At 29.9% G+C, this 20,874-nt stretch carries 11 protein-coding genes and 4 tRNA genes; 14 read left to right on the forward strand and 1 reads right to left on the reverse strand.

Features of this window, described 5'->3' with window-relative positions; translation table 4 throughout:
• Positions 1-47: 47 nt before the first annotated feature.
• On the reverse strand, positions 48-5,252 hold the full coding sequence (locus tag ACNQ12_RS00145) for an MGA_1079 family surface serine endopeptidase (protein ID WP_418036795.1): 5,205 nt from the start codon (positions 5,250-5,252) through the stop codon (positions 48-50).
• A gap of 307 nt (positions 5,253-5,559) precedes the next feature.
• Here ACNQ12_RS00145 and ACNQ12_RS00150 point away from each other — a divergent pair, with 307 nt between their 5' ends.
• The 14 genes from ACNQ12_RS00150 to mnmA all read left to right on the forward strand — a co-directional run bounded on the left by ACNQ12_RS00150 (position 5,560) and on the right by mnmA (position 20,867).
• On the forward strand, positions 5,560-6,747 hold the full coding sequence (locus ACNQ12_RS00150) for a phosphopentomutase (protein WP_416741663.1): 1,188 nt from the start codon (positions 5,560-5,562) through the stop codon (positions 6,745-6,747).
• A 137-nt stretch (positions 6,748-6,884) separates the two neighbouring features.
• The gene (locus ACNQ12_RS00155; protein WP_416754498.1) at positions 6,885-7,868 is read left to right on the forward strand and encodes a LacI family DNA-binding transcriptional regulator; all 984 of its coding nucleotides are present in this window, start codon (positions 6,885-6,887) and stop codon (positions 7,866-7,868) included.
• 115 nt (positions 7,869-7,983) lie between these two features.
• Positions 7,984-9,882, forward strand: coding sequence for a glutamine/gamma-aminobutyrate antiporter GadC (gene gadC / locus ACNQ12_RS00160; protein WP_418036797.1), 1,899 nt, complete (start codon positions 7,984-7,986; stop codon positions 9,880-9,882).
• A 9-nt stretch (positions 9,883-9,891) separates the two neighbouring features.
• Positions 9,892-10,830: a glutaminase A gene (gene glsA, locus ACNQ12_RS00165; RefSeq protein WP_418036799.1), complete on the forward strand. Its 939-nt coding sequence runs from the start codon at positions 9,892-9,894 to the stop codon at positions 10,828-10,830.
• Between the two features lie 11 nt (positions 10,831-10,841).
• Positions 10,842-12,230, forward strand: coding sequence for a glutamate decarboxylase (gene gad / locus ACNQ12_RS00170; RefSeq protein WP_416754495.1), 1,389 nt, complete (start codon positions 10,842-10,844; stop codon positions 12,228-12,230).
• A gap of 109 nt (positions 12,231-12,339) precedes the next feature.
• Positions 12,340-12,416: transfer RNA gene (locus ACNQ12_RS00175), tRNA-Arg, on the forward strand.
• A 142-nt stretch (positions 12,417-12,558) separates the two neighbouring features.
• Positions 12,559-14,385 (forward strand): ABC transporter ATP-binding protein, encoded by a 1,827-nt coding sequence (locus tag ACNQ12_RS00180; RefSeq protein WP_418018969.1) that lies wholly within the window; start codon positions 12,559-12,561, stop codon positions 14,383-14,385.
• Positions 14,386-14,400: 15 nt separating this feature from the next.
• Positions 14,401-16,284 (forward strand): ABC transporter ATP-binding protein, encoded by a 1,884-nt coding sequence (locus ACNQ12_RS00185; protein WP_418018970.1) that lies wholly within the window; start codon positions 14,401-14,403, stop codon positions 16,282-16,284.
• Between the two features lie 140 nt (positions 16,285-16,424).
• A tRNA-Cys gene (locus ACNQ12_RS00190) sits at positions 16,425-16,499 on the forward strand.
• 5 nt (positions 16,500-16,504) lie between these two features.
• Positions 16,505-16,581: transfer RNA gene (locus ACNQ12_RS00195), tRNA-Arg, on the forward strand.
• Positions 16,582-16,664: 83 nt separating this feature from the next.
• Positions 16,665-16,738: transfer RNA gene (locus ACNQ12_RS00200), tRNA-Gly, on the forward strand.
• A 114-nt stretch (positions 16,739-16,852) separates the two neighbouring features.
• On the forward strand, positions 16,853-18,448 hold the full coding sequence (locus tag ACNQ12_RS00205) for a hypothetical protein (RefSeq protein ID WP_418018971.1): 1,596 nt from the start codon (positions 16,853-16,855) through the stop codon (positions 18,446-18,448).
• Positions 18,438-19,580 (forward strand): tRNA uracil 4-sulfurtransferase ThiI, encoded by a 1,143-nt coding sequence (gene thiI, locus ACNQ12_RS00210; protein ID WP_418018972.1) that lies wholly within the window; start codon positions 18,438-18,440, stop codon positions 19,578-19,580. Before ACNQ12_RS00205 ends, thiI begins: the two co-directional genes overlap by 11 nt.
• A 171-nt stretch (positions 19,581-19,751) precedes the next feature.
• Entirely contained in the window at positions 19,752-20,867 is a 1,116-nt protein-coding gene (mnmA, locus tag ACNQ12_RS00215; RefSeq protein WP_418036802.1) for a tRNA 2-thiouridine(34) synthase MnmA, read from the forward strand.
• Positions 20,868-20,874: the final 7 nt, after the last annotated feature.

Here is a 20,874-nt window from a genome sequence, read left to right on the forward strand (position 1 = left end):
GTATTCTAGATAGTTTTTTGTATAGCCGAGTGTCTTAAGGTGTTATTTTATTTATTTCAGTTTTTGAAGAATCATGGAATATCATAAACATCTGGGTCAAAAGCATTTAATCTCATAATATTACGTGCCATTGAATGATAGTTTATTAAATCTAATGGATTTTGGCCTTCCTCATTAACGCCATAAAAATTAAATGATTCTCTTCCGGAGTTAAAAGCTCCATTTTTACCAACAAGCAATCATAAAGGCCCACCAGAGTTAATTGTTGTAACATATTCACCTAAATTATTCATAACACCAGTACCTGAATTCCCGGCGTTATAGTAAGTAGGTTCATATGGAGTTTGTTTTTTGAAACTATCAGCTTCATAGCCAGAATCATTACGGTGAATAATGTAAGTAGATTGTTTTCCATATGGGAAACCATTAAATAAACTATGATGTATATTTTTGTTTCTATTAACAGATTCTTTATTTAAAAAGTCTGAAAATGTTAAATTTTTTAAATTAAATCAATTTTGGTATCACATTGCTGTTTGGAATTTTCCTTCAGCTTTTAATTGCTTAATTAATGGATTAACATCAAAAATAATTAATGTTAGGTCTAAAAATCTGTTTTTGTCTAGTATTCCTGTATTAAAAGTACCAGTATTTCTATCAAGCTGTGATGAATATCCTACTTGGTTTATTCCAGATCAAACAACTTGCACTTTAGTTCCTTGATTATATAAACCATTTCAATAACTAAATCCAGCATTAACATTATTACCGAAGTCAAGTCCAGCAATTGTTGGACTAGTACCAGCATCGAACGTTATTTTTTCGGGAGTTCAATTTTTAGCATCATTGTTAATTACATGGTGATTTGTTAAAGCGTAAAATCTACCATCATTAGGGTCTGAATTAACTTTTGCTACCATCATAGCACTACCAAAATTCATAGCAAATGAACGAGCCATTAGGTCTTGCGCAATTGGTGATGTGGCAACATAAGAACGATTTAAGTATTCGTTATTAAACTTATATCCATCTTGTAATTTGTAACTTAACATTTGATTTGGATTATATTTAAATGGGTCATTAAATGAATCTTTATTTGATAAAACAATAGGCATGTTTTCTTGTGTATAATCCATATTTTTGTAACTAATTACGTTTGTAGAATTATTTGTTCCAAAATCTTCTTCAGTTATATTGTTTGTGTATTGATAACTTATATCTCCTGCAAAATAATCAAAGAAGAAAGCTTGATTTGGATTAAAAGTGTTTTGTAAGTTATTAGGTATTGCAAGTAAAGGTGGTTGATACAATGAAGCAACTGGATTATCTTGTGTAATTTTATATTTTGGATTATCGAGTCCGAATTCAAAATGCATACCTTGTTCATTTAATGTGACAGTCATTGTGTAATCTATTTGGAAAGGCGTTATAGTACCTTTAGGCTGAATTTTTTCAGTACTTTGTTTAATTACAACAGAACCATTTTTTATTAAATCATTATAGTTAAATGAAAGGTTAATGCCACCAAGCTTTCCATTTGTGTATGAAAAAACTCTAGCATAAGAAATGGAGTCTAAGAACTTAATATTTGCACTTAAATGCACATTAACATATGCTTGTTTATTTGATTGTTCTAAAATAGGCTTAAAATATTTGCTTGGTAATGTATATTCTACTTTACCAGTATTTTTATTTAATAATCAATAATTATCATTTGCGGTTATTTCATTTGTTCTTTGTCTTAAAACGTCCCCATTAGCACGGAAAATTTTCTTCATTTTTTGCTTAAATGGTAAAGCTAAAAGTTGATCATCGCTATAAGAAACTTCTGAAGCATTCGGAATGGTCTTAAATCCACTTATTTCATATCAAACTTCACCGATGTACTTACGATTACCAAATTGAGGTTTTTGCTGGTAAGCTAGCCTAATCATAGCACGACCATTTTTATCATCAATCATTTTAACATCTGAAATGCTAAATTGATCTCTATATAGTAAATATTTTTTATATGCAGGTGCATTTATATTAAGTGATCAATAATGTGGTGTGTTAGATTTAATGTCAGAAGCAAATTGAGATGCTGTAATAGTTTCGATACCACTTATAAAGATCTGATTATTAGTTATCTTATTAAGAATTATGTCAGGGAAGAATTCATCAGCAAAATCATTCTTGAGATTTCTAAGAGTGATTTCCCCTGTTGTATAGCGATCATTTCAATTTCATTTGTTGATAAATCCAACTTTGAAAGTCATGGTAGATGTTCTGTATCTAGGATTAAATAATGCCTTCACATCATAGTAATAAACAAAGTAACTTCCAAGCAATGAATTTGGGTCTACAGTGTGTTGTTGATCTCCTGGATTAGAAATATCATTGCCACTAGCTAAAGTAGGTGCGCTTGGACCCTTATCTTTTTCATCATAATCCTTATTATCAAACTTGTCATTATTTTCTTCAGGCGCTTTTTCGCCTTTGAACTTAAATAAGTAATTTAGTTTATCAAAAGCTTGTTCTTGCATTAAAGTATCTGCGTCAAAGACTCTTTTGCCAAATAAAGTACGATATTCAAAATTATAAGAATTAATTAATGCAACTTTATTTTTTACGTCATTGTTTGAGCCTATATTGGCAAAATCTTCACTTGTAAATCAAGTCTTGTTATTACTTGGCTTGATATCGGTATAAACAAGTGGTCTAAAATAATTAAGTTTAAATTTTGGTGATTTTAATAATTTGTTATTTACAATTTGACCATTAAGTGTCACAGCAAAATTAACATTTGCAAAGCCTTCCACATTATTAACGGTGTAATTATTAGGGCTATTAATGTCAAAAATAATTTGATAGTCACCAAATTTAGGTAGTGTATAAAGTTCATTTAGCTTCTTGACACCTTCACCAGCATAAAAGTTAGAATGTGTTAATTTTGGGTTATTAATAACTGCTTTCGATAAAATATCAGATGTATTTTTTAAATAGTCAGATAGTTTAAAAATTTCTTCATTTTGAAGGTAATTCTTTTGACCATTCAAGGTTTGAATAACTAAATCGTAAACAAATGGTTCCTTATTTGAACCTGTAAATTTAACTTTAAATGTTGCAGCATGCTTTTTGTCATTATAAATAAAGATATTGTCTTTTGAATAGTTAACTAATTCTCATTTGTTATATCCTTCAAGTGATAAATTAGTAACATTATGCAACATTTTGTTTAATAAGCGAAATTTTTGAGAATAGTCAAAACTACTATATCTATTTGGAAGATTGCTTGTAGACATTAGATTTTCCACATAAATTCAGTCATTAGGATTATATCCAATTGTTGAATTAGGATCTTCTTTATATAAGGCTGATTGAACAAGATAAGCAAAAGCATACAATAAGTTATTAGTTGAATTATCTTTGAATTTAGGATTATTAGTTAATGAAGGCAATAAAGACATATTTACTTTTCTATTTAAAAGATTTTTAAAGTTAATTGTATTTTTAGTTGTCAATGTTAGTGTTTTAACTATTGAATTTTTAAATTTTATATTAACTTGCGCACTTATCTTGCTATTACTAAAATTAATAGTTGAATTTATGAGTTCATATGTAAAATATTGCTGTAATTTTTTGAATTTAGGGCTTAGCATATTGCTGAAGTTTTTTGCTAAGTTTGCTACAAAATTTTCTTCATAAGATCAAGTAAATTGATTGTAGTTTAAATTGTATAAATCATCAATATATTCATAATTAATTCGATTTAAAAGACTAGTAAGTTTGAAATCAAAATCTACATTTTTTAAGATATATGTAGAAGCTTCGTTGGTAGATAATGCATATTTCACTTGTAGTTGATCTATATTATCTGGATTTAAACCTTCTTCTCTCGAAGAAATTTTAATTTGGGCATTTGAATTAGCTTCTTTTAAATATAAATTAAAGTTTTGCTTGTTAATTGAAGCACTATTAACATTTAAATCATATCCCATATTTTCATTAGTTGTTTTTGGATTTAAAACTAACGAAATCGATTTTTGCCCAGCCTCTTTTAGATTGATAATATTGAGTGGATATTTTTCTAAAACATCATGATTAAGCTTAGATAAATTATCACTAGCTAATGTTTTTTGTTGTTGTGGTAAATTATTAAGATTATCAGGGAGTGTTATGAAACGTTTTAAAAATTCAGCAGCATCTGATTTTGTAGATGGCAATGCACTTAAACGTACAATAAGATTCTTTGTTTCGGTGTAAAGTCCAGAGTACTCTGAGCTTTGATTTTCTAGATATTGCTTTTTAACATTTTCAACATTTAAGTCAAAAGCTTGTTTAATTTCATTAAGCTGTTCTGCTGAAAGTAAAGTTGAATCATTAAAATTATTTTCAAATGACTTAATAACTGCATTAGCTAATTTTGACAATTCTGGATTCACATCTTTATGAGCCTGAACTCAAGCTTTAAAATCTGAATCATAGTTAATTACACTTGCTTCAGCCTGTAATAATGCAAAATTTTGTTCAGCATTTTGAAGAGCCTGTTTTACTTGGCTCAAATTGTCTGAATTCACATCTTGATCAACTTTTGCATATTTATTTAACAAGGTAATTAATTGTGGATAAGCTTTATATACATTTTTAAAATTGTCAAGTTTGCTGTTAAAATTTAAAAGTTCTTGTTTAAACAATTGCAACTCTGCTTCTGCTTGATCTTTTTCTTTTACTATTTGTCCATATAAATTATCTAATACAGAAATATCTTTTAAAATAGCAGCAATATTTTCCTCATTAATGTGCATTTGCGCAGCATTAATTGCTTGATTAACAGTATCTTTTATTTCCTTTTGAACATTGTTTAGAAAATCTGAAGTAAATAAATTTACTTTTTTATTTAAAATAGCTATTTGGCTTTTTAATGCATTGTTGCAATCTGCAAGAAAACTATCTTTTGCATTAGAGACTTGTATCTTTAATTCGTTTAATTTATCACTTGAAAATAAGTGATTTTCTATCTCTTGATTAATCAGAGTAATTAAATTCTTAATTGGATTATTATTAACTAATGAATTTGAAATATAAACGTTTTGATTATTTAATAGAGTTTCTAGTTCATTAACTAATGTTTCATATTGTGCTAAATCATTTTTTTGAGTTGTGTTATTGCTGCGAACTTCACTAGTATCATGGCAACTTGAGGCCAAAAGAGCAGTGCTGCTTGCCCCTATAATTACAAAAAAGTTTTTTAATATTGTTTTCTTCCTCATTTTATTCTCCTTATATAAAGTTTGAAAAAAGACTAAAAAGTTAAATTTAATTTATAATATTGTGCTTTTTAGTCTTTTTTTATTTTTTAAATTATAAACATAAAATTTTAAGTTTTAACATTTTTTATTTTTATTTTTGAATGTATAAAAAAACCATCAAATTAAAACAATAAAATGCAAAAATGTGGAATATATTTCTCATTTTTTAATATTTTTTCCTTAATAAATAGTTATAGAATAATAAAAAAAGTTTTAAAATAATAGCGATGTTATTACTAAGATAACGTCCACTTAAAAAGGAGAAAATATGGCTAAATTTAGACGTGTGTTTATGATCGTTACAGATGGTTTAGGTATTGGACCAGATAAAGATCAAAAACGTTTTGGTGACGACGGAGCAAACACAATTAGATCTGCTTCAATGGTAGAAGAATTCAAAATTGATACATGAAAGAAACTTGGAATTGGTAATATTACTAACTTAAATGGAAATTACCATGTTAAACAACCAATGGCTTACATGGCTAAAGTCCAAGAAGTATCAAACGCTAAAGATACATTAGCAGGACACTGAGAAATGATGGGAATTAAAACATTAGTACCATTTCCTACATTTACAGAAACAGGGTTCCCACAAGACTTAGTTGATGAATTATCAAAAGCATTTGACGGAAGAAAAATTCTTGCAAACAAATCAGGTTCAGGAACAGAAATGATTTCTGAATATGCTCAAGAACAAAAAGAAAATGGTGGAATCATTGTTTATACATCAATGGACTCTGTTTTACAAATCGCTGCTCATGAAGAATGAGTAGGATTAGATAACTTATACAGATATGCAAAAGCTGCTCGTGAAATTTGTTCATCACGTCCAGAATGAAACGTAGGAAGAATTATTGCTCGTCCATTCGTTGGAGATAACGGTGAATACACAAGAACATTCAATCGTCATGACTATGCAAACAAACCAAGAGAAATGATTTTAAACGAACTTCAAGCTAAAGGTGTTGAAGTTATTTCAGTTGGAAAAATCAATGATATTTTCGTAGGACAAGGTATTACAAAGCACTACCCAAGTGGTTCTGATGCTAAAGGTCTTGACATTACAATCGAATTAGCTGAACAAGATGGAGAAAACCAATTTATCTTCACTAACTTAGTTCAATTCGACTCACACTACGGACACAGAAGAGATGTTCATGGATATGCTCAAAACATTTCTGATCTTGACGTTAAACTTGGAAAATTAATCAACGCAATGCGCGAAGATGACTTATTAATTATGACAAGTGACCACGGAAATGATCCATTATACCCAGGATTCAACCACACAAGAGAATTCTTACCAGCTACAATTTATTCAAAATCATTTAAATCACCTAGAGTATTACCTAACTTCACAGGTTTAGGAACACTTGGAAACATCGTGGCAAGAAACTTCGGTGCTGACATCATTACTGAAACTGGTGACGATGTATTTGAAGAATTAGTATAATTTAAAAATATTTTATTTCACACTACAAATAATGCACAGTAGTGTGATTTTTTATACTTTTTTTCTTCTGTAGATTGAGTCAACAGCAAAAATGTGGCATGTGGAACAAAATTTCCACAAAATGTTATAATTAAAATATGAGTGAAGCTAAAAAGAATAAACAAATTTCCTATAAAGATATATCTTCCATAGCTAATGTGTCGATTTCAACAATTAGTAGATATTACAATGGAGGGTATGTATCTGGCAAAACAAAACGTAAAATTGCGTCAGTAGTAAAAGAGTATGAATATGTGCCAAATCATGGTGCAAGAATGATCAGAGGAAAGGACAATTCAGTTTTTGTTATTGCACCTATTTTTGGAAGCAATATTTATCAACATATAATTAATGGAATTATTGCAGCTTGTTCAAGAAGCAGTAAAAGAGTTATAACAACATATACAAACCCTTCAACACAAGAATATATAGATACCATCAAATATATTCTTTCTTGAAGACCAACATCATTGGTAATTTTTGTGCCTGAATATGATGAAGTTTTATTTGGTTATTTAAGATCAATTGATGGTGTTGCTATAGTTGTTTATGGATATCAAGTTGATGGATTAAGTTGGATCGTTCCAAATGAAGTGAAAGGTTTCCATGATGTAACAGTTGATTTATATAATCAATTACCAAAAGATGATAATAAAATTCTTTTCTTAGAAGATAAGAAATTACTTAGTCGTCAAAAAGATAAAAGATATGAAGGGTTTTTACAAGCATGTGCAGAGCTTGGGATTAGTCATTCAAAATATGAAATTAGCACAAGAAAACAAGAAAGTGAAGTCAAAGATTTAGTTCGTTTTGCAGCTAAACATCAATTTTCAAATATCGTTTGTTCAACACACGACTCATTTATTTCCTTAATTGCTTTAGCAAATAATACTTTTAAATTGACTGATATTGGATATCAATCAATTTATGATAGTTTGAATGTTTACAAAAGCAAAATTTTTGTTGACTATCCATTAATCGGATTAGAAATTGAAAAAATGATTGCAGATCAAAAAGAAACTAAGGAAAAACAAACTAGAGAAATAGATTTAAAATTAATTTCAGATTACAAAAAAAACTAAACAAAGCTTTAAATGTGGGTGATTCCGCATTTTTTTCATAGTTTTGCGCAATTAAAAAAGTTTATAATAATTATATGACAGAGATAGCTGTCATAATTATGTAAAGGAGGAGCACATGTTTAAATTTAAGTCTAAAAACGCAACTGATTCTCAATCAACAACTGATTCCAAGACTAAACAAAAGAACACTAAAGCACTAAGTTTATTAAGTTTAGTTTTAATGAATATAGTTGCTGTTGTAAGCCTTAGAGGCTTACCTGCTGAAGCAGAATATGGTTTAGGATCAATTTTCTACTACATATTTGCTGCTATATTTTTCTTAATACCTGTTGCACTTGTTGCAGCTGAACTAGCTTCTACCTATACTGAAAAAGGTGGAGTATTTAGATGGGTAGGTGAAGCTTTTGGACCTAGATTAGCTTTCCTATCTATGTTCTTGTTATGGGCTGAGGTTACTATTTGATTTCCTACAGCTTTAACTTTCGGGGCTGTCTCATTGGCTTATCTTGCGCCAAATACAGCAATAGCCAAGGCGATCTCGAATAACAAGGTTTTTGTTCTATTAATAGTGCTTGCTATTTATTGAATAGCTACAATATTATCTTCATTTGGCACAAAAGCATTTGCAAGAGTTGCAAAATGAGGTGGAATTATTGGGACAATTATTCCTGTTGTGATTTTAATTGGATTTGGATTCGGTTATATTATTGCTGGTAACCCATCACAAACGCCAATGGAAGCTTCAGATTTATTACCTGCATTTAAAGGATTTGACTCTTTAGTACTTGCTGCTAGTGTTTTCCTATTTTATGCTGGAATGGAAATGAATGCAATTCATGTTACAGAAATTAACAATCCAAAAAGAAATTACCCAATAGCTATCTTAATTTCTTCATTGGTTACAGTTCTTATTTTCGTACTTGGAACCCTTGCTATCGCATTCATTCTGCCAAAGGATGATATCAACTTAACACAAGGGCTTTTAGTTACATATATTAAAGCATTTACTTGAGCTGGTGTCCCATGACTAGCGCCTGTGCTAGCAGCCATGCTGGCGATAGGGGTTTTAGCAGGAATTGTTACCTGAGTATCAGGGCCTAGTGCAGGTATGTTGGTGGTTGGAAAAGCTGGATATTTACCTAGATGATTCCAAAAAACCAACAAACATGGTATTCCAACGCATTTATTACTAATTCAAGGACTTATTGTTACTGTGTTATCAGTACTTTTTGTGGTTCTTCCATCAGTACAAGCTGCTTACCAAATTTTAAGTCAACTAACTGTTATCTTATACTTAATTATGTATATGTTAATGTTTGCTGCAGCCATATACCTTCGTTATTCTCAACCAAATCGACCTAGACCATATCGTATACCCGGTCGACACAATATTGGAATGTGAATAGTAGCTGGATTAGGACTTATTGGCTCATTACTAGCTTTCATTGTTAGTTTTGCACCACCAAACCAAATACCAGTTGGTAGTCCAATAGCATATGTAGCAATATTAATCATCGTATCTGCTGTTTTCTGTGTTATCCCATTTATTATTTATGCATCAAGAAAGCCACACTGAGTTGATCAAAACTCAGATTTCGCTCCATTCACATGAGAAATTGAAGGTATACATCCAGGTATTATCAATCACTCAAATTGTGCAAGTAGCGACTTAGCTAAAACTTACTTTGATAATAAAGTAAAAGGTGATTTCCAATCTTTTGATTCTGATATTCAAAGAAAATTGAAGGAATTAGAAACATATATTTCAAAACGTGAGGAATTACTTTTAGCTAAAATTGGAAAAGACAGTATAGCTTACGAAATGGCAGAAAATAAGATTCTAAATAAAATCAAAAAAGAAAACGATAAAACATTAAAAACAATTTCTAAAGCTCATGATTCAGCTGTTAAATGCTTTTCACTAGATACGAGTGATAAAAATAAAGTTCAACAAACTTCTAGCTCACCCGAAACAGATTCGGGTTCACAAGATTCGCAGTCAAAAACGCAATAAAGAGAAACTATGTTAGATAAAAAGCTTATTGAATCAACTTTAAAAGAATCATATTTAAAATTCAAAGACCATAAAGAAGGAAAAAATGCTAGCTATATCCCATATTTAGCTAATGTGCCTTCAAATTTATGTGGTGCTACTGTAATAACAACAGATGGCGATGTATTTAGTTATGGTGATGATTCTTATGCCTTTGCAATTGAATCTATATCTAAGGTATGCACCTTAGCATTAGCTTTGGAAGAAACAGATGCAAGAACTGTTAGAGAAAAAATAGGTACATCCCCAACTGGATTACCATTTAATTCAGTTATAGCTTTAGAATTACATAAAGATAAACCATTATCACCTTTGGTAAATGCTGGGGCTATGGCTACAACCAGCTTAATACAAGCTAAGGATAAGATTGAAAGATGAAATAAAATTTTAAACTTTCAGCAAAAAACGATGTCCTCTGATGTGACTCTTTCTAATGAAGTAAACACATCTGAACAAACAACTAATTTTCATAATCGTGCGATTGCTTGGCTGCTATATTCAGCGGGTCAAATATATTGTGACCCAATGGAAGCATGTGAAGTATATACTCAACAATGCTCAACACTTGTAACAAGCAAAGATTTAGCCACTTTAGCGGCAACATTAGCTAATAATGGAATTAATCCAATCACGAAACAACAAGTTATCTCTAAACACAATATACCACATATTTTAGCTGAAATGACCATGGAAGGCTTATATGATAAATCAGGCGACTTTGCTTATATGGTAGGATTACCTGGTAAGAGTGGTGTGGGTGGAGGACTTATAGCAGTGGTACCTGGAAAATTGGGAGTTGCAGTATTCAGTCCACCATTAGACCAATACGGGAATAGTGTTAGAGGATTTAAAATCATTAAAGAATTTTGTAATAAAATGAAATTTAATTTATATTTAAATGAAAAATAAAGGAGGTGTCAATGCCATTACACAAAGTTAAACAAAATGACAATGATAGCATTTTTGGTTCAAGACTTGCAGACATTCAATTACCAAAATACAAAATGCCAGACAAAGAATCTAATCCAGATGTAGTGTTAGAAGTTGTTAAAGACGAATTGTTTTTGGATGGTAATGCAAGACAAAATTTAGCAACATTTTGTCAAACATATGAAGAAAAACAAGTTCATGAATTAATGGATTTATCAATTAATAAAAACTTAATTGATAAGGATGAATATCCACAAACTGCAGAAATCGAACAACGTTGTGTGTCAATGATTGCAAATTTATGGAATGCCTCTAAAAAAGAAGAACCAGTCGGGACCTCTGGTATTGGTTCTTCAGAAGCTTGCATGCTAGGAGGAATGGCTTTACTTGAACGTTGAAAAGAAAAAAGAAAAGCTCAAGGAAAACCAATTGATAAACCAAACTTAGTATGTGGACCTGTCCAAGTAGTCTGGGAAAAATTCTGTCGTTATTGAGACATAGAAATTAGACAAGTTCCAATGGAAGAAGACAGATTCTATATGGATGCAGAAAGTATGTTGAAATATATTGATGAAAATACCATTGGAGTTGTTGCAACATTTGGATTAACCTTTACAGGAGCATATGAACCCATTTTTGAATTATCTAAAGCCTTAGATAAGTTGGAAAAAGATACGGGACTAAATGTCGATATGCACATTGATGCAGCTAGCGGAGGATTTTTAGCTCCATTTGTTGCACCAGAAATCGAATGAGATTTTAGAGTACCTAGAGTTAAATCAATTTCATCATCTGGTCATAAATTTGGGTTAGCCCCACTAGGTGCTGGATGAGTAGTTTGAAGAGATAAGTCATTCTTGCCTGAAAAACTAGTCTTCCATGTTAATTACTTAGGTGGTGATATGCCTGTATTCCAAATTAACTTTTCAAGACCTGCTGGACAAATTATTTCTCAATACTACCTTTTCTTAAGACTTGGAAAAGAAGGGTATAGAAAAATTCACCAAAACTGTTATGACACAGCACAATACATTGCAAGTGAAATAGAAAAAATGGGATATTTTGAATTAATTAATGATGGTGATCCAAAACATGGTATCCCAGCTACAACTTGAAGATTTAAAAAAGGTGTTGACTTAGGATTTAATTTATATGACTTAGCAGATAAGCTTAGAGTTAGAGGTTGACAAGTCCCTGCTTATTCAATGCCAGCAAATGCTCAAAATGTTATAGTGCAAAGAGTTTTAGTTCGCCAAGGTTTCAGCAAAGATATGGCTTCAATCTTAATCGAAGACATTAAAAAAGCAATTGAAGCTTTAAAAATTCATAAACCAACGGTTTCATTAGATGAAAAATCAGGTGGATTCAAACATACATAATAGTATATAAGTCTCGGCCACATGGCTGAGATTTTTCTTTTTTAAACAAAAAAAATAAAAAAATAAATAATGCAATTTTTTTAAAAAGTGTGTAAAATATATTTAGCGTGGTCGCGTAGCTCAGCTGGATAGAGCACGAGCCTTCTAAGCTTGTGGTCGGAGGTTCGAATCCTCTCGTGATCGCCATTTTTTTTATGCCTTTTTTAATAAAATTTCAAAAAAATAATAACTTAACTTAAATTTTTAACCACTTAAGCTCTGATAACATTTTTTATAAAAATGTTATAATATCAGGACAATATATAGTCCATAAATAAAGGAGGTAAATATGTGAAAAATGTTTAAGATTTTGCCCGGTAAAATAAAAGCACAATTTGGCATTGGTGTTTTAATTGTTATTATCAATGTTGCTTTAACAATGATGTTACCTATTTTACTTTCTCAATTCTTGCCACTGGTTATTCAACCACATGATGATCCAACTAAAGATATTCAACTTGAAATTTTTAATTATGTTGTTTACTCATCAAAAAATTGGCAACAAGTTTTTAATACATTGCTTATAACATTTATTGTGGTATTAATTTTGGCAGCTGGTACATCATTTGGATATGTACTAATCATTATTTGAGCTGGTGAAAAAGCTTCCAACTTTTACAGAAATACCTTATTTAAAAAATATCAAAAGCTTAGTTTAAAAGATATTGCACAACTAACAAATGAAAGTTTAATTACAAGAATTAATGATGATGTTGCTGTATTTTGAGATTTCTTAATTGGTGCTTCCATTTCGTTAATTAAGGCACCTTTATATATTGTAGTCGGGTTAGTTTTTGCATTTATGACTGATGTTAATTTAACGTGGTCAATTATCGCAGTTATTCCTCTTTTAATCTTTGTGATTGCCTTTATGTTTATTAAAACGAATCCATTAATTAAAAAGAGTAGAAAGAACCTAGATTGAATTACAAAAGAAGTTGATGAGTCAATTAATGGAGCTAGATTCATTAAAGCAAATAATTTGCAACTAAATCAATACAATAAATTTAATAAAGCTAATTCAGCTTGATTAAAAACTGAAAGAGCTAGCTTTAAGTACTTTGCAATTGGTATGCCAGCTTTTTTTGTAATCATTAACACTATTGTGGTTATTATTTACGCCATAGGTAAAGTACAACTAGATGCCCTTGCAGCAAGTAATAGTTTAAGAACTGAAAATGGTGCACAATTAATTGCTAAATTAAATGTATTTATTGAATATGAAGTCTTAATTGCACAAGGTATTATTCTGTTTTCACAATTTTTAGGATCATTTTTTAAAGCCAAAATTTCAGCAGGCAGAATTGTACAAGTGCTTGATAAGGAATATGATGACTTACATGTCACAAATGGATTAATTATTAGTGAACAAAACGATGTAGCAGATTATTCGATCGAATTTAAAGATGTTAACTTCAAATATTTTGAGACATCTGAGGATTATGCTTTATCAAATATTAATTTCAAAATATTAGGTGGGCAAACACTTGGAATTATAGGACCTACAGGTTCTGGTAAAAGTACTATTGCCAATTTAATTGTTAATAATATGAAATACAATGAGGGTAATATTTTGATTAATGGTAAGGAAGTTAAAGATATTGATACAACTAACTTACACCAAAATGTTGGAATTGTCTATCAAGAAGCTTTATTGTATTCTGGAACAATTCATTCAAACCTAACATTTGGAAATGAAAATGCTAGTCAAGAAGAAATCAATCGTGCTTTAAAAGCCTCATGTGCTAATAACTTTATAATGACATTTGAGGATAGATTGCAACATCCTGTTGTACAACGTGGGAAAAACTTATCAGGTGGTCAAAAACAACGCCTTTCAATTGCACGTAGTTTAATTATTGATCCTAAGATTTTAATTTTAGATGATTCAACTTCAGCACTGGACAACATAACAACAAAAGCTTTAATTAAAAACATTAAGGAAGATTACAACTGTACAACTGTTATTATTTCACAAAAAATCAATTCAATTAAACATGCAGATAAGATTTTAGTCATGGACAGAGGAAGAATAATTGCACAAGGAACTCATCATGAGTTACTAGCAAGCTGTCAATGATATAGAGATATTAATACTAATCAATTAGAACAATAGAAAGGAGAGTAACTTATGGATAATATGTATGAAGGTCGCCAAATTAGTAAAGAACTAAGTAAAAATAAGAAGATGAAGACTGATGTTAAAGCATTTCAAACATTTAAAACTCTCCTTTCTTACATTACTAAAGACAAAAAAAGTTTAGCTATAGCATTAACATTCAGTTTTATTAATTCTGTGTGTTATATAGTTGGTAGCTTTATGATTGGGATAATTATTCAATTATTTTTTGCACCTTACTTAGGTGAAAAAGCTACTGGAAATATTAATAATTTTAATACCTTGCATTTTGCACTAGCTTTAGTTGGGCTTGGATTATCATTTATCTTATATGGAATTTTCCGTTACCTTGAACAAAGAGTTTATATTAAATTATGCTTCGAAGCCGGAGCTAGACTACGTGGTGAATTAATGAATAAATTATTTCGCTCACCTATTAGTTTTTATGACAAAAATAAAACTGGAAATTTAATTTCAACTTTAGTTGTTGATATAAATAATGTGGCTAACTCATTATTTCAAATGATGGTGCAAGCTGCAACAAGTACATTTAACATTTTAATTTCAATAGTTGTTATGTCGCTTGCTTCTGAACTTTTAACATTAATTGTTATTCCTGTATCATTAATTTTATTTGCTTTTGTTTTCTTATTAATTAAGAAATCACAACCTTACTTTATAAGTGTGCAAAATGCTTTTGGTCGATTAAATGCATTTGTAGAAGAAATGTTAGTAAACACTAAAGTGACAAATTCATTTGATCGCCAAGCTTACATCTATAGTGAACTTGAAATTATTACCAAAAACATTCGTAATTCAGCTTATAAGGGTGATATAATTGCGAAATCATTTGATACTTGATATGGATTGATCTCTAATTTAATTATTTTAGCTATTTCAGCTATTGCAGCTGTCTTTTATCTAAAAGGAGTTAATGTTTGAAGTGCTTTTAATTTTATGGTAAATAAAGATGGTTCTCCGACAGCTGGGCTAATTGTGCTATATGTTTCATTAAATTGAAACTTTATGGGACCGTTCCAAAGTATTTTATCAAGTACATTTAATGCGCAAGTAGGAGTTGCATCTACTTCACGTATTTTTAACTTATTACAAGTAAAAGTGCCAAGTCGCGAACATGAAACTATTAAAATTGAAAAAATTATTGGACAAATTGATTTTAAAGATGTTTATTTTAAATATAACCCTGACGCTTTAGAATATCAATTGAAGGCAGCTAGTTTTTCAATTAAACCAGGTCAAACAGTTGCTATAGTAGGGCCAACTGGTGCCGGAAAAACAACAATTATTAGCCTACTTTCAAAATATTATGACTATGTTCGTGGCTCAATTAAAATTGATGGCAATGAACTCAGAAATATAGATACAGTCAGCCTTAGAGATAATATGACAATTGTTCTACAAGATTCATTTTTATTCAATGAATCAATATTAGACAACTTAAAAATGACAAACCCAAATGCAACTATAGAAGAAATTGAACAAGCTGCCAAACTCACACATGCGCATCACTTTATTATGAATATGGCTAATGGTTATGACACATTAATCGAAAACAATGGTGCTAACCTTTCACAAGGCCAAAAACAATTAATCTCATTAACTAGAGCGATCTTAAGCAACAAAAGTTTATTAATTTTAGATGAAGCAACTTCGAATATTGATTCAAGTACTGAACAAATTGTGCAACAAGCAATGTTAAAATTAATGGAAGATAAGACGACTTTTGTTATAGCTCATAGATTAAGTACAATTAAAAACGCAGATGTTATTATAGTAGTTGATAATGGATTAATCATTGAACAAGGAACCCACGAAAGCTTACTTGAAAAACAAGGATTTTACTACAACTTATACACATCACAATTTGATAAATAATTATTTGCAAGCTTATGCTTGCATTTTTTATAATTTTCAATTGCTTGTCAATCAGTGACTAATTGTCTTGCCAATTTGGGAAAAAATATGAAAAAAATATTTATCAAAAATCCAATTTGTATTATAATAATAAAGCACAAGGCACCATAGCCAAATGGCCAAGGCATGAGTCTGCAAAACTTTGATTACGGGTTCGAATCCCGTTGGTGCCTCCATTAATGCGCCCGTAGCTCAACTGGACAGAGTGTTAGGTTACGGCCCTAAAGGTTGCGGGTTCGACTCCTGCCGGGCGCGCCAATGACTTGCTTTGTGTAAAAAAATAAAAAATTTATTTCCAAAGATTGTTATTCGTGATATAATAATAACGCAAATAACAAGTTGCGAGTGTAGTTTAATGGCAGAACTTCAGCCTTCCAAGCTGACTATGAGGGTTCGATTCCCTTCACTCGCTCCATATCACTTTAGTGACCATAAACTCCACTTTGGAGTTTTTTCTTTATTTTAAGGATATAAAATTAAAACTTTGATAAACTTTAATTATTAATAATTAAAGTTAAAAGGAAGGGACATGGAGAAACATAATACAACTGTTTTAGCTATCTTTATTGTATTTGTTGTTATTGCGGTATTACTCATACTGTTCCTTTCAATAATTCTTATTAGGAACATTTATTTCAAAAAGAATGCAGCATATATTTCAGAATTAAGAATAACATTACAGAGAGAAAACACTAAAAACAAAGATGCTATTCAAAAGTGTGCTATTTTAGCGAAGAATGAGAAATCATTTGAGCCAATTTGTGACAAGTTAAAAAGTACTAATCAAGATATTTGCCAGAAAAAAGATGTAATTTTACAGCATATTTATAGTTTAAATGCTGTTATTCAAGAAAAGAAATTTTTTCAAGTAGTTAAAGAAAGAAAAACACTCAGACGTTTATTTATCTTGTACAAAGACAAATGTAAGTCTTTTGATCAAATTGCACAAGAGTTTGATATTGATTGAAAACTCATTGATGATGTATTTACTAATTACCTTGAAATAGTTGAATACTATAAGGAAGTTTTAAATAAGAATAAATCTATCACAAAGAATTTAAATCCTATTTTAACTGATAAAGTACAAAAAATGGCTAAGCGTCTAAATGAACTAGATAATTCCAAATACAAAGGACAATTTTCACAAGCTGATAAAAAAATTGATGATTTAAGAGTTAGATTAAATGATTTAAATAATTTAATCATAGGAGCAAGTAAAATTGAATATTATTTATTTGATGCTTTGCCCAATGAGCTCAAAAAAGCAATTAAAAAAGAAACAAAAACAAAAGTATTAGCAGAATATAAAACCTTAAATCAAAATATTGAAAAACTTTCTCAAACATGATTTGAGTTTGATTCAAATAAGCTAGCTACTAATATTACTAAAATTTATGATGTATATTGAAAGATTTATCATGGAACAATATTAAATCAAAGTATTAAAGATTTTTTTGAAGTTATAAAAAAAGATCTTGCATCCTTGTGAGTGACACGTAAAACAATTTATATTGAATTACATAAGGAAACTAGTAAATTGAATAAAGTTTACTGTGACTTAGAATCAAAAGTTAATGCAATTAATAATTTAAGTGTCCTATTAGATATTTTAAAAGCTGTAAAAGAGTTTTTACAAGCTGTAAAAAAATTTGATGATGCATATTTAAATTATAAACTTGAAATACACCATATCTCAGGGATTAAGGTTCAGCGCGATATAGACTTATCTAATGCAGTTGAAGCCTATTTTGCAGTCATAGAAAATGATCATTTAGTCAATGATCCTGAAATAAATGAAGCGCAAAAAATTTTAAAAAATCAGTTTGAAACTAATATTAAAAAATATAAGAGTTGAGGTAAACATCAGCTTGTTTGAAATGATTTTATCCATACTCTTGCTTTCTTAATCAGAAAGATAGCAATAAATGAAAAATATCATGAAATGTATGATGCACTTTGCTTCGAAGTTGCAAGTAATGAGCGCTTTTTGATTGGGGAAGAAAAAATTAATGCTTATAAAGAATTAATTAATCAAACTCGAATTCAAATACAACAAAACAACGATTACAAAGAATCTTATCAAACTGTCAAAAGATTCTTGATTAAGGAGAAATATGTACAGTAAAATTTTAATTAGATATGGTGAGCTAGTGCTCAAGAAAAAAAATCGTAAAACATTTATTAATACATTAGCAAATAATATTAAACACATTGTTGGAGAAGCTCCACAGGTTGAATTTGATAGAATGTATTTAACATATTCGCCACATAATATGGAGAAATTGAACTATGTTTTTGGTATTAGTTCATTTTCACCTGTAGCAGTGGTGGAAAACGATATAGAAGTATTTAAGAAAACTGCTTTAAAACTTGTTAAGCCAGAAGCTAAAACATTTAAAATAGCTGCTAGAAGAAATTATAAACAGTTCGAATATTCATCAGATCAAATCAATCATATTTTGGGTGGTGAAATATTAAAAGCTACTAATTTAAAAGTTGATGTACATAACCCTGATCAAACTTTTTATGTTGAAGTAAGAAATGGTAGAACGTATATGTTTTCAGAGTACTACGAAGGGCTAGGGGGACTACCTGTAGGTGTATCAGGAAAAGTGCTACACTTAATTTCTGGAGGATTTGATTCGCCTATTGCTGCGTTTAAAATGATGAAGCGTGGAATTAAGGTTGACTTCTTAACCTTTATTACTCCACCGCAAACTGATGAGCGAACAATTGAAAAAATCACTAACCTAGTAAAGGTACTAAATCAATATCAAGTTACTTCAAACTTACTTATAGCTAATTATGCTAATTTAATGAACTATATTTCATTTGTGTCTCGAGAATCTTACAAAATTACTTTAATGCGCAGAAGTTTTTATCGTATTGCTGATCAAATTTGCGATAAATATGGTCAAATAGCGATTTCAAATGGTGATAATCTAGGACAAGTTGCTTCACAAACTTTAGAATCTTTAAGTACAATTGGTGCTGCTTGCCATAGACAAATTCTACGTCCATTACTTACATATGATAAAAATGAGATTATTGATATTGCCAAAAAAATTGGTACATATGAAATTTCGATTATACAGGCTAATGAAACTTGTGAATTATTTGCACCAAAAGAACCAGTTACAAAGCCAAGTGTAGAAGAAGCAAAAAAATTAGAAGGCGAACTAAACAGAATTATTGAACTAGAACAAGATTTGGTACAAAATAAAATCGAAATTGCAAAAATTAAATTAGACAATTAATTTATAATAATAAATTTTATATCACACTAAAAAACTGTGTGATATATTTTTATTCCTATGTATTAGAGGTAAAAAAAATAGAGTTTTATATTTATATAATTGTGCAAAATGTGATATTGTTATAAAATTTATTTATAAATTTGATAACAATACATTTAAGGAGGAATATATATGACAAAAAGAGTAGTTATTGGTATGTCGGGAGGGGTTGATTCTTCTGTAGCTGCTTATATCTTAAAACAACAAGGTTATGATGTTGTGGGCTTATTCATGCGCAATTGAGATAGTATTGTTAATAATGATATTTTAGGTAATGCTGATATTTCACAAGATGTTTGTCCACAAGAAAAAGACTATCAAGATGCTCAGGCTGTAGCAAAAGCGCTAGATATTCCTCTTTTTCGTGTAGATTTTGTTAAGGAATATTGAGATAATGTATTTGAAAACTTTATTGAAGAATATAAAAAGGGGCGAACCCCTAATCCAGATATTTTATGTAACAAGTACATAAAGTTTAATGCTTTTGCACAATATGCTTTTAATGAATTAAAAGCTGATTATATAGCAATGGGGCATTATGCTAATGTAATTGATGGGCACTTATATCGAGCAGCTGATCAAGACAAAGACCAAACATATTTCTTAGCGCAACTTTCACATAAACAACTTGAAAAAGTAATTATGCCACTGGCTAAATTGACTAAACCTGAAATTAGAGAAATTGCTAAAAAGTTAAATTTAGTAACAGCAACCAAAAAAGATTCAACCGGAATTTGTTTTATAGGTGAAAGAAACTTTGGACAATTTTTACAAAATTATATCCCTGCCCAAGAAGGGGATATTGTAGATATTACTACAGGTAAAAAAATGGGTAGACATATCGGATGTTTCTACTATACAATTGGACAACGTAAAGGACTCAACTTAGGCGGAATGAGTGAACCATATTATGTTTGTGGTCATGCTGTTAGAAAGAATATTTTATATGTTGCCCCTAACTCTCATCCTGAATATTTAATTTCAAATAGTTTACTTGCTAGTGATTTAACTTTAAATAACACTGATTTCAATCCTAATAATTTATCAGCTAAGTTTAGATATAGACAAAAGGACATTAAAGTGTCAGTAGAATTTTTACCCGATCGTAAAATTAAAGTCTTTTATCCAGAAACTGCTTCTGCAGTAACCCCAGGGCAACAAGTTGTGTTATATGATGGAGACAAATGTATTGGTGGAGCCATAATTGATGAAATATATATGGATAATATTAAGAAAGATTACATTTAAAAGAGGT

The organism is Mycoplasma paraquilae, assembly GCF_048284415.1.
Taxonomy (GTDB): domain Bacteria; phylum Bacillota_I; class Bacilli_A; order Mycoplasmatales; family Metamycoplasmataceae; genus Mycoplasmopsis.